The sequence below is a fragment of the Aeromonas sp. MR7 genome (assembly GCF_963899385.1).
Lineage (GTDB): Bacteria > Pseudomonadota > Gammaproteobacteria > Enterobacterales > Aeromonadaceae > Aeromonas > Aeromonas bestiarum.
The window spans coordinates 20,423-31,869 of record NZ_CAWQXH010000004.1; the positions used below are offsets into that span (position 1 = coordinate 20,423).

An 11,447-nucleotide genomic window follows, 5' to 3' on the forward strand; every position below is an offset into this window, starting at 1 on the left:
AAACATGATCCCTCCATGGCGGGTAGCGACCCGCATAATGCGACGACGAGGTTTCTATACTAATCCGCCGCCCGCCGAGCACAAGTGCCGATCCGTGATCCGTTCGCCCCACCCTCTCACCGCCGTAACCGGCAACCCCGATCCCCCCACTTTGTGGTGTCCAGACGCGCCGGGATCAGGCATGTTAAGCCATACCCAGGATCACAGAACCCGCCCTAATGGAAAAGAGCCTCATTACCGATCAGCCACTCGCCGCCTCTGCCGCGCATGACGCCTTGAATCGCACCACCTATCCGGTGATCGCCGCCATCAGCTTCTCGCACCTGTTGAACGACATGATGCAGTCTGTGCTGCTGGCCATCTATCCGCTGCTCAAGCTCGGCCTCAACCTGTCGTTCGCCCAGATTGGCCTCATCACCCTCACCTACCAGTTCACGGGTTCCTTGTTGCAGCCGCTGATCGGCCTCTACACCGACCGCAGGCCCATGCCCTATTCATTGCCGTTCGGCATGGGCTTTACGATGATCGGGTTGCTGTCGTTGTCGCAGGCGGCCAGCTTCGGCGCCGTGCTGCTGTCGGCCATGCTGATCGGCATAGGCTCGTCTGTGTTCCACCCGGAATCTTCCCGGGTCGCCCGCATGGCGGCCGGCAACCAGCCTGGCTTGGCGCAGTCGCTGTTCCAGATCGGCGGCAACCTGGGGTCGGCCATAGGTCCGCTGCTCGCCGCGCTGATCATAGTGCCGCAGGGTCAGGGCAGCGCTGCCTGGTTCTCGCTGTTCGCACTGGTCGGCGTCATAGTGCTCAGCCTGGTCGGGCGCTGGTCCAGCCACCACGCCGCCAACTTCCATAAACGGATGAAGGCTCACCTCGGCCACGGTCTGAGTCGCCGCCAGATCGGCTGGTCGCTGGCCATCCTCGGCCTGCTGATGTTCTCCAAGTTCTTCTACATGGCCAGCCTGAGCAGCTATTACACCTTCTACCTGATGGACAAGTTCAGCCTGTCGCTGGACAGCGCCCAGCTCTATCTGTTCGCCTTCCTGTTTGCCGTCGCGGCGGGTACCGTGCTCGGCGGGCCGATCGGCGACCGCATCGGCCGCAAGCGGGTGATCTGGATCTCCATCCTCGGCGTCGCCCCCTTCACCCTGCTGCTGCCCCACGTCGACCTGTTCTGGACCTCGGTGCTCTCGGTCATCATAGGCCTGATCCTGGCCTCGGCCTTCTCCGCCATCCTGGTCTACGCCCAAGAACTGGTCCCCGGCAAGGTCGGCACCATCTCCGGCCTGTTCTTCGGCTTCGCCTTCGGCATGGGGGGCATAGGGGCCGCCCTGCTGGGGCAGCTGGCGGATGCCACCAGCATAGAGACCGTATACCAGGTCTGTGCCTACCTGCCGCTCATCGGCTTGCTGACCGCGTTCTTGCCGACCCTTAGAAAGGGATAGCGGGCCACCCCGCGAGGGATACAACCCATAAAAAACGCGGCCAGAGAGGCCGCGTCGGAAGTGGGTCAGCACAAGGGTTGGTCAGCAGTACTGACCGGCTACCCAGCCGGAAGACCAGGCCCACTGGAAGTTGTAGCCACCGAGCCAGCCGGTCACGTCCACCACCTCGCCGATGAAGTAGAGACCGGCCACCTTGCGCGCCTCCATGGTCTTGGAGGAGAGCTCGTTGGTATCCACCCCTCCCAGGGTCACCTCGGCGGTGCGATAGCCTTCGGTGCCGTTCGGCAGGATCTGCCAATCTCCCAGCAGGGTGGCGATGGCCTCCAGCTCGCGCTCGTTGTACTGACGCATGGGCTTGTTGACGAGCTGACCCAGCTCCACCAGCTTGTCGACGAAGCGCTTGGGCAGCTCGCGTCCCAACACAGTTTTCAGCTCCTGGGCGGGATGGGCCTGCGCCCATGCCTTGAGGGCCGCCGGAATATCCAGCTCGGGCAGCAGGTTGAGGTGGATCTTCTCCCCCGCCAGCCAAAACGAAGAGATCTGCAGTATGGCGGGGCCCGAGAGGCCACGGTGGGTGAACAGCATGGCCTCCTTGAAGCGGGTGCCATCCTCGGCGGTCACGGCCACCGGCAGGCTGACCCCCGCCAGATCGGCGAAGGCCTCCTTGTCGGCCTGATGCAGGGTGAAGGGCACCAGACCGGCGCGGGTGGGCAGCACAGCAAGGCCGAACTGTTCCGCCAGCTTGAAGCCGTAGGGGGTGGCGCCAAGCTTGGGCATAGAGAGACCACCGGTGGCCACCACCAGCGAGTGGCAGCTGATCTCCCCCTGGCTGGTCGCGAGCACGAAGCCGTCATCAGACTTGCTGACGGTGAGGATCTCGGTCTGGAACTGCAGTGTGACGCCGGCCCAGTCACACTCGGTCAGCAGCACGTCGACTATGTCTTTCGCACTCTCGTCACAGAACAGCTGGCCCAGGGTCTTCTCGTGGTAGTTGACCCCGTGCCTGTCCACCAGATCGATGAAGTCCTGCTGGGTGTAGCGCGCCAGCGCCGACTTGCAGAAGTGGGGATTGCCAGAGAGAAAGGCATGGGGCCCGGTCTGATGGTTGGTGAAGTTGCAACGACCGCCACCGCTGATGAGGATCTTGCGGCCCGGCTTCTTGGCGTTGTCGAGCAACAACACGGATCGGCCCCGATAGCCCGCCTGCTGGGCACACATCAAACCGGCCGCACCGGCCCCGATCACCACCACATCCACTTGCATCATCACTGTCTTACTCATCAAACGGCCAACGAAAACGGCCCATGGAACAGAGCCGCCATTATGTCCGGCCAAACCACTGCAATGATTTGGCTGCCAGACCCTATAAAAATGCGGCCCATAAAAAAGAGCCATTATTGTACCCAGCAGAAACCACCACAGCGATTTCATCGCAGCATCAATAGAAAACGGCCCCTATACGAGGGGCCGTTATTGTACTGGCTGAACACTAAGTGTCCACGACTATCAGGCGTTGCCATCCATGACGCTGGCAGGGGCGCCCTTGGCCAGCTCGGCCAGCTCCTTGTCGATGAAGTAGAGGCCCTTGCCATCCTCGCCCACCAGCGACAGACGGTCGACTATGCTCTTGAACAGCTTCTCCTCTTCATGCTGCTCGGCCACGTACCACTGCAGGAAGTTGAAGGTGGAGTAGTCCTGGGTGGTGAACGCCACATGGGCCAGACCGTTGATGCACTTGGTGATGTGGTACTCGTGCTCCAGGGTGGTGCGGAAGATGTCGCCCAGGGAGTTGAACTCGTGGGGAGGCGCATCTATGGCGCCCAGCATCGGCATGGCACCGGTCTCGCTCACATAGGTGAACAGGCGCTCCATGTGCTGGCGCTCCTCGACCGCGTGCTGGCGCAGGAAATTGGCCGCCCCTTCGAAGCCCTTGTCCTCGCACCAGGCGCTCATCTGCAGGTAGAGATTGGAGGAATAGAATTCAAGATTAATCTGCTCGTTCAACTTCTCGATCATGGCTTTGGCCAACATGCTGATTCTCCACTGTGATTTGGTCACGATTGTCGCCACTGTTTCATCACGAATCAACCAGATACGGTGGCCCGATCTCTCAGTTGTGACAGCTTTTCACCTCATCCTATCCCCCATACGGTTATAGAGAAGCAAAGAAACATGGTGTAGGTGGATTCAGCCATTATGATGGCGCCAGTGGTCGGGGAAAGGATTCAATGAGATTCATTATGGCACTGGCACTGCTCTGGATAACCCAGTTGCAGGCTGCTCCCTCCTTGCTGGAAGAGGCTGAATTGCAGGCGGCGCGCGATCCCGTCGGCTATCTGCGGCGCCTCGATGCCCACCCGCAGCAGGATATGGAGCTGTTTCATGCCAGAGCCCTGGCCCAGGCCGCGCTGGGGCGCTATCCACAAGCCCTGCTCGACAACGCCCGGGCGCGCGGGCTGGCCAGCGCCCAGCAGGAGACCCAGCGCCTGCTCGACTTCAGGTTACAGCAGATAGCCCTCACCCTGGATACGGAGGCGCCGGATCAGGCCCTCGCCCTGCTGGCCCAGCTCAGGCCAGCCGTCGCCAACCACCCTATGCAGGAATCCGAGTGGCACGCCCTGAACGGGCTCGCCCTCTATCGCACCCAGCAGTTGAAAGAGGCGATCGCCGAACTCAAGACCGCCTTCCAGCTCAAGCGATCCGCCCCGGACAACCCCATCTCCAGCCTGCAGTGCGCCCGCCTGCTGATGACACTCGGCAACCTCTATGCCGACCTGAGCCTGGCCAAGGAGGCTGAAACCTATTACCAGGAAGCCTTGCAGCTGATGGTGAAACTGGACGAGCCCAACAGCCAGACCATCATCCGGGCCAACATGGCGCGGCTCTACATAGATACGGATCGCCCCGTCCAGGCCCGGCAACTGCTCGACGGCCTGCTGGCCACCCCCGAACTGGCGCCGGATTACCGCGCCATCATGCTCGGCTATCAGGCCATGGCGTTCAATGCAGAGGGCAACTGGGCGGGCGCCCTGCGCAGTCTGGACGAGGCGCAGGCACTCTATCAGCAACTGGGTTACCCGGAGGCGGGGGTGCGTCTGCTCGAGACCCGGGCCCGGGCGCTGCAAGGCCGCGGCGAGAAGCAGCTGGCGTTGCAGCTGCTGACTTCCCAGGGGCAAGTCAGTGTCAGCAGCAAGGCGCTGCAAGCCAGCCTGCTGGCCGATCAGGGCCGCTATCCCGAGGCCTATCAGGCGCTGACCGACTACATGAGCGACTACAAGCAGCACTTCAACCAGACCCTGAGCCAGCATGCTACCGCCTTCCAGGCCGAGATGGATCTGGCCCGCAGCGAGGCCAGCAACCGGGCGCTGCAACAGGAGAACGAGCGCAAGCGTCAGCAGTTGCTGCATCAACAGAGTGCCCGCAACTACCAGCTGGTGCTGGTCGGCCTGCTGGCCGGTGCCCTGCTGCTGCTGGGGATCACCACCCACAGGCTGCACCGCAGTTCCCGCCACCTCTACAAGCTCGCCACCTTCGATCAGCTGACCGAGCTGCCAAACCGCCGCGCCCTGCTGGAACGGCTGGCCACCCAGTGGCAGCAGGAGGGCCCGCTCACCCTGCTCATCATCGACATAGATCACTTCAAGCAGATCAACGACCGCCATGGTCATCAGGCGGGGGACAGGGCGATCCAGCGGCTGGCGCGGGAGCTGAGATCCTGGGCGCCCGACCTGCAACGGGTCGGACGCTGGGGAGGCGAGGAGTTTCTGGTGGCGGTGCCGCTGCCGGCGGAGGATTGCTGGCATCTGGCCGAACGGCTGCGCCAGCGGATTGCCCAGCTGGACAACCCCCGCATGACCATCAGCATAGGGGTTGCCGGGCGCTCACCGGCCGACGAGGGGCTGGGCCAGCTCATTCACCGGGCCGACATGGCCATGTATCAAGCCAAGCGCCAGGGCCGCAACCAGACCATATTGGCGACGACCCCTGCGGCGCAGGATGAACTGGCCAGCAGCGTGGCCTGATGATCAGCCCAGCCACCGGCTCTGATTAAATGGGAGGGATGGATCAACAGCCCAATCTGGCTCAGGGCAGCAGCTCGGTCAGCGAGGCCAGATCCACAGGCGCCCCGTAATCCACGCCAGGCAGCTCGAAACCGTTGAGCTGCATGAAATCCTGCCGCAGCCCGGCGAAATCCCCCAGGGCATGGAAGTTGTCCGGCGTCACCTTGGACCAGAGGGTTGAGACGGCGGCCTGAACGGCCGGATCCAGCTCGTGGTCATCCATCCGGATCAGCCGGTTGCCGTCGGCCACCACCCCATGGGGCCCGTACATCTTGGCGGCAAACAACCGCTGCATCTGCTCGATGCACCCCTCATGCACGCCGCGCTCCTTCATCACCCCCATCAGCAAACCCAGATAGACCGGCAGCACGGGGATATAGGCGCTCGCCTTGGTCACCAGCGCCTTGCAGACCGACACCCAGGCGTGGCCGCCGATGTCGGCCAGCTGCAGGTTGATGGTCTCGGCGGTGGCGTGCAGATGCTCCTTGGCGTAGCCGATGGTGCCGTCCCGGTAGAGGGGATAGGTGGATTCTGGGCCTATGTAGGAGTAGGCCACGGTCCGGGCGCCGGGAGCCAGGCAATCCGCCTGCTGCAACGCCTGCAGCCAGAGCTGCCAATCCTCGCCGCCCATTACTGTGACGGTATCGCGGATCTCCTCCGGGGTGGCGGGCGCCAGCGATTGCTGCACCAGGGCGTCGTGCTCCAGATCCAGCCCCCAGCCACTGAACGGCTGGCCTGTGGTCTTGAGCACCGAGCGCACCTGAGTACCATCAGGCAGCACCCGAATGCCGCTCGCCAGCGAGTAGATAACCAGATCCACCTGACCCAGCTGCTGGCGTATGGTGTCGATGGCCTGCTGGCGCATGAGATCCGAGAAGGCATCGCCGATCAGGTTGACGGCGATGCGCCCCTCCTGCTCTGCCGCCTGCCGAAACCAGATGTTGTTGTACCAGCCTGCGCTGCCGAGCCCCTTGTCGGAGGGGCCTCGCTCGAACGAGACACCGACGGTATCGGCACCAGCCCCGAAGGTGAGCGCGATGCGCGATGCCAGCCCGAATCCGGAGGAGGCACCCAGTACCAGCACCCGCTTGGGCCCGTTGAAGGGGCCCGCAGCTTTGACGCTGGATATCTGCTGCAACACGGCGGCCCGGCAGCCGATGGGGTGACAGTTGCGGGCGACACAACCCTGGATCTGCGGGTGAATGATCATGAAGGGATCTCCAAAGGAACTGGCTACAGCATAACCAAGAAGTCGCGGATTACCTTGATGTCGGGCGGGATATCGGCAGTAAGGAGGTAGAAAAACAAGAGGGAGCGCGAGGCTCCCCAAAGCGGTATTCAGATGCTTTTTGTTGTTTTGTGTTCATTGCGAAGCACGGGCACATCCTATGCCCGTCACCCCTTGCGGGCAAGCCAGCGGGTGTGACCTGCTTCAAACTCCTGTTCGATTTATAGCCGATTTTTCACCTGCGGCCGAAAGAGAGCCCCATAAGAAACTCGTTTAAATCCCAAAACTGTGCCGGATACACCATTTTAGTTTCATCAGACATTGGTATAGTGGACTCAGGATCAGTGAGGAGAACTCCCATGAATGGAACTTATTACAAACACATACTGGCCGCGATCGACCTGTCGGAGGACAACCGCAAGGTGATCGAGAAGGCGGTCGACCGGGCCCGCTCCAACGGCGCCAAGCTGTCGGTGATCCATGTGGACGTGGACCTCAAGGATCTCTACACCGAGATGATCGATATCGACATCGACAACGTGCAGGATCAGGTGATCGCCGAAGCGAAAGAGAAGCTGGAGACCTTCCTGGCCTCGGTGGACTACCCCATCGAGAAGAAGCTGGTGATCTGCGGCGATCTGAGCGAACGGGTCAACCAGGCGGTCAAGGATTACCAGATCGATCTGCTGGTGTGCGGTCATCGCCAGAGCTTCTGGAGCCTGCTTACCTCCAGCGCCCGCCAGCTGATGAATACCGTACCCTGCGATCTGCTGGTGGTGCCCTTGCAGAAGTGATCAAACAGGCGTAGCTTGATTTGCCATGAATATGACCATCTTCAATCACAACTACTGGTGGTGCTGCTTATAAACAGGCGGCACTGCTTTTCTATGTAAAATTTTCCAAAGAAAACACCGTGACCGCCGAGAGGCGGTCATTGTTTTTATCCCTTTGTCGCCTCCCGGCCCACCCCAACTGGAGAGAGTGACATGCACAACCCCATCATACTGACCGGCGACCGTCCCACCGGCAAACTGCACATAGGCCACTACGTCGGTTCACTGCGCCAGCGCGTCGAGGCCCAGCACCATTACCGCCAATTCGTGATGATCGCCGATCTGCAGGCGCTGACCGATAACGGCCACAACCCGGCCAAGGTGACTGACAACGTGCTGGAGGTAATGGCCGACTATCTGGCGGTCGGTCTCGACCCGGCCAAGACCACCTTCTGCCTGCAGAGCGCCCTACCCGCCCTCGCCGAGCTCACCACCTATTACCTCAATCTGGTCAGCGTCGCCCGACTGGAGCGCAACCCTACCGTCAAGGCGGAGATCCAGCAGAAGGGGTTCGAGCGCAGCCTGCCGGCAGGTTTTTTGGTCTACCCGGTCAGCCAGGCCGCCGACATCACCGCCTTTCGCGCCACCCATGTGCCGGTAGGCGAGGATCAGCTGCCCATGCTGGAGCAGACCAACGAGATAGTGCGCCGCTTCAACGCCCTGGTGGGCAAGGAAGTGCTGACCGAGTGCCAGCCGATCCTGAGCGACACCGGCCGCCTGCCCGGCATAGACGGCAAGGCCAAGATGTCCAAGTCCCTCGGCAACACCATAGAACTCGGTATGTCAGCGGAAGAGGTAAAACAGGCGGTGTTCGCCATGTACACCGACCCCAATCACCTCAAGGTGAGCGATCCGGGTCAGGTGGAGGGCAATACTGTGTTCGCCTATCTGGATGCCTTCCACCCGGACAAGGCGCTGGTGGCCGAGATGAAGGCCCATTACCAACGCGGCGGGCTGGGCGACATGCGTTGCAAGCAGGTATTGAATGACTGTCTGCAGACCCTGCTCGCCCCCATGCGGGAGCGGCGCCAGGCGGCGATTGCCGACAAGCGTCAGCTGCTGCAGCTGTTGCAGCAAGGCACGCTGCAGGCCCGTGCGCTCACCGACGAGGTGCTGGCGGAGGTAAAAAGCGCCATGGGACTGGATTACTTCGCCGCACTGACCTGATCCGCCCCACGCTGCGCCGGGCTGCCGAGCGCATCCGCGCCGTAGCGCTCGAACGCCAGCCGGTGCAAGAGCCCCTTGAACCAGCCAATGGCCTCGTCATGGGCGGTGAGCGGGTGGCCCGCCATCAGGTAGACGATGGGGATGTCAGGATCCAGCTGATGCAGCCGCAGCGGGTAGTAGCGGCAGAAGTGGCGGCCGATCATCTCGGGCACCACCACCAGATAGCGGCCGGTCGCCATCAGGGGCGGCACCGCCATAAAGCTCGGCAACCGCACCCCCAGCTCACGCTCGACCCCGAAACGGGCCAGCCAGAGATCCACCATGGCCTGGCTGTGGCCCCAGCTGGAGGTATGGATATGGGGGCGGCTGACCAGCTCGGCCGGCCCCAGCACGTCCGGCAGCTCGCTGCCGAGGGGGGACAGGCAGACCAGCGGGTTGTTGAACCAGGGCTCGCGCCACAACCGGGGCGAGAGGTGGTTGGCATCGGCGAACCCGATCACCAGATCCAGCTCCCCCTTCTCCAGCTCCCGCTCATAGTCGCTGTCCGCCAGCTCGCACACCTCCAATCGGCAGTGAGGCGCCTGCCGGTGAAGCCGCTCCACCAGCACCGGCACCAGGCCATGTTCCACCGAGCCCGGGGTGGCGATGCGGAAGATCCGTCGTGCACTGGCGGGATCGAACCCCTTCGCCTGCCGCAGCCCCTGCTCCAGCATGGCCAGCGCCTGACGCACCGGCCCGGCCAGCGCCTTGGCCCGCTCGGTCGGCATCATCTCGCGCCGGCTCATGACGAACAAGGGATCATCCAGCGCCTGCCGCAACCGCCCCAGCGCATGACTGACGGTGGACTGGGAGAGGTGCAGACGCTCGGCGGCGCGGGTGACGTTACGCTCCTGCATCAGCATGTCGAACACGGTCAGCAGGTTGAGGTCGAGGCGGGAAAGAGGGAGTTCCATCGATAATGGCCATAGTTGAATGACGACAATTCATTTTTGGCATAGTAGCAGATTGCATAGAATGCGCTGGCGAATTACATCGGAGATTAAAATGCGTAGCTATCTGTTGTTGCTGGCGATTGGCCTGTTGTGGGGATCCCAGTTCATTTTCATGCATCAGGCAGTGACTGAATTGCCCCCCATCATGGTGGCAGCCGGTCGTGCCTTGTGTGGCAGCCTGACCCTGGGTCTGCTCTGCCTGTTCATGCGTCTCAAGAGCGAGCACACCCCCTGGCGTACCTACATGCTGATCGCCCTGCTCGATGCCACCCTGCCCTTCATCATGGTGGCCTGGGGTCAACAGTATGTGGATAGCGCCATCGCCGCCGTGGTAATGGGTTGTATCCCCTTTGTGACCATTCTGGCTGCGCCCCTGTTTATTTCTGGTGAAAGAATCACCAAGGGCGGGCTGATCTCGGTGATCATAGGCTTCGTCGGCGTGCTGGTGCTGTTCTGGCCGAAACTGGCCAGCGGCATGAACGCCGGTCTGCTCGGTGCCATGGCGATCCTGTTCGGCGCCAGCTGCTTTGCCATCGGTCTGCTGATGATCAAGCGCTTTGCCAAGGACCACCCTGTGGTGGTGGCGCGCAACATACTGATCTCGTCCGCCATCCAGCTGATGCTGGCCGCCCCCTTCGTCACCGATCTGAGTGCCCTCACCATGCCGAGCCAGCAGGTTATAGGCGCAGTGGCCGTGCTGGGCGTCTTCTGTACCGGTCTGGTCTACTTCCTCTACATGGCGCTGATCCAGAAGGCGGGTCCGACCTTTGCCTCCTTCAGCAACTACCTGGTGCCGCTGTTTGGCGTCATGCTGGGTGCCATGTTCCTCGGCGAACAGATCCAGTCCACCACGGGTGTGGCGCTGGCCCTGATCCTGGGCTCGGTCGCCCTGAACCAGTGGGCACAGCAACGCCGCGCCCAGCGGGAGGCCACCCTATGTCAGGCATCCTGACCACCCTCTGTGGCGGCCTGGTGCTGATTGCCGGCTGGCAATACCGCCAGCGGCTGGCCGGCGTGCTCGGCCTGCTGATGGTGCTGCTGCCCTGGTTCTTCGACAGCAAGCTGCAGGCCATGTTGAGCTATGCGTTGAGTGCCTGAAGTCCATCTCTGAATGTGTGACGAGAGTGTATCTCTCCTGTTTTTGGGACCGTTTTTTAAAAAACCTCCGATTTGTCCCCTCTACCGGCGCACTGCGCCGGTTTTTTTATGCCTGCCTTTTCCTGCCAGCACAAACGCCAAGCTCCCTTGCACATCACCCCCGGTAGCGATAGCTGAGCCGCTCGTTCTTGCGCGGCCCAGTGATCTGCCAGCAGAGCAGAAAGCCGCTCGTGGTCTGCGTCAGCTCGGCACTGTAGTGATCCTGGCCACACAGGTGGGGCTCTGCCGTCAACCAGCGGCCATCTCCTTGCGGCAGCAGCTCGAACAGTTCGACAGGCTGTTCATAACGCAGATGAGAGAGACGGATCCCCCGCGCACTGCGCTGCCACCAGAATCGGTTGTGCATGGTGAGCACCCGGCCATGGGGCGTGGTGTAACGGCCTGTCTCGGCGAACAGCCAGCCCCCCTGATGATCGGTCACCTGGACATCACCCTCACCACGCCCGCACCAGTCGGTCGCGGACCCTTCCCCATTGCTCGCCTCGAAGGCAAATGCTCCGATCTGTGGCAACTGCTCCCATAAACGCTGGATCGCGCTTTCCAACTCGGCCATCATAGCGCCCTCCAAA

11 protein-coding genes are annotated in these 11,447 nt (G+C 62.1%); 6 read left to right on the top strand and 5 right to left on the bottom strand.

Annotated features, from left to right (window positions below; translation table 11 throughout):
* The first annotated feature begins 218 nt into the window (after window positions 1-218).
* Window positions 219-1,439 (top strand): MFS transporter, encoded by a 1,221-nt coding sequence (locus tag AACW87_RS02250; RefSeq protein ID WP_241326446.1) that lies wholly within the window; start codon window positions 219-221, stop codon window positions 1,437-1,439.
* 81 nt (window positions 1,440-1,520) lie between these two features.
* Here AACW87_RS02250 and AACW87_RS02255 read toward each other — a convergent pair whose 3' ends face one another.
* Together AACW87_RS02255 and ftnA are read right to left on the bottom strand one after the other, a co-directional pair.
* The gene (locus tag AACW87_RS02255) at window positions 1,521-2,705 is read right to left on the bottom strand and encodes an NAD(P)/FAD-dependent oxidoreductase (RefSeq protein WP_241326481.1); all 1,185 of its coding nucleotides are present in this window, start codon (window positions 2,703-2,705) and stop codon (window positions 1,521-1,523) included.
* Between the two features lie 240 nt (window positions 2,706-2,945).
* Window positions 2,946-3,470, bottom strand: a complete 525-nt coding sequence (gene ftnA, locus AACW87_RS02260) for a non-heme ferritin (protein ID WP_043140307.1) — start codon at window positions 3,468-3,470, stop codon at window positions 2,946-2,948.
* 209 nt (window positions 3,471-3,679) lie between these two features.
* On the opposite strand from ftnA, the gene AACW87_RS02265 reads away from it, so the two are divergent.
* Entirely contained in the window at window positions 3,680-5,461 is a 1,782-nt protein-coding gene (locus AACW87_RS02265; RefSeq protein WP_339385725.1) for a diguanylate cyclase domain-containing protein, read from the top strand.
* A gap of 61 nt (window positions 5,462-5,522) precedes the next feature.
* On the opposite strand, the gene fabV is transcribed toward AACW87_RS02265, so the two are convergent.
* Window positions 5,523-6,710: an enoyl-ACP reductase FabV gene (gene fabV, locus AACW87_RS02270; protein WP_241326448.1), complete on the bottom strand. Its 1,188-nt coding sequence runs from the start codon at window positions 6,708-6,710 to the stop codon at window positions 5,523-5,525.
* A gap of 377 nt (window positions 6,711-7,087) precedes the next feature.
* On the opposite strand from fabV, the gene AACW87_RS02275 reads away from it, so the two are divergent.
* Together AACW87_RS02275 and trpS are read left to right on the top strand one after the other, a co-directional pair.
* On the top strand, window positions 7,088-7,522 hold the full coding sequence (locus AACW87_RS02275) for a universal stress protein (RefSeq protein ID WP_042873586.1): 435 nt from the start codon (window positions 7,088-7,090) through the stop codon (window positions 7,520-7,522).
* 192 nt (window positions 7,523-7,714) lie between these two features.
* Entirely contained in the window at window positions 7,715-8,728 is a 1,014-nt protein-coding gene (gene trpS, locus AACW87_RS02280; protein ID WP_042873583.1) for a tryptophan--tRNA ligase, read from the top strand.
* Here the strand turns inward: trpS and AACW87_RS02285 are convergent.
* Window positions 8,707-9,681 carry a LysR family transcriptional regulator gene (locus AACW87_RS02285; protein WP_042873581.1) on the bottom strand — a complete coding sequence of 325 codons (975 nt, stop codon included), beginning with the start codon at window positions 9,679-9,681 and terminating at the stop codon, window positions 8,707-8,709. The genes trpS and AACW87_RS02285 overlap by 22 nt on opposite strands.
* 91 nt (window positions 9,682-9,772) lie before the next feature.
* Here AACW87_RS02285 and AACW87_RS02290 point away from each other — a divergent pair, with 91 nt between their 5' ends.
* Both AACW87_RS02290 and AACW87_RS02295 read left to right on the top strand, forming a co-directional pair.
* Window positions 9,773-10,672: a DMT family transporter gene (locus AACW87_RS02290; protein WP_065402555.1), complete on the top strand. Its 900-nt coding sequence runs from the start codon at window positions 9,773-9,775 to the stop codon at window positions 10,670-10,672.
* Window positions 10,657-10,818 carry a hypothetical protein gene (locus AACW87_RS02295; RefSeq protein ID WP_098981153.1) on the top strand — a complete coding sequence of 54 codons (162 nt, stop codon included), beginning with the start codon at window positions 10,657-10,659 and terminating at the stop codon, window positions 10,816-10,818. Before AACW87_RS02290 ends, AACW87_RS02295 begins: the two co-directional genes overlap by 16 nt.
* 154 nt (window positions 10,819-10,972) lie before the next feature.
* On the opposite strand, the gene AACW87_RS02300 is transcribed toward AACW87_RS02295, so the two are convergent.
* Window positions 10,973-11,431 carry a DUF6314 family protein gene (locus AACW87_RS02300; protein WP_241326449.1) on the bottom strand — a complete coding sequence of 153 codons (459 nt, stop codon included), beginning with the start codon at window positions 11,429-11,431 and terminating at the stop codon, window positions 10,973-10,975.
* Window positions 11,432-11,447: the final 16 nt, after the last annotated feature.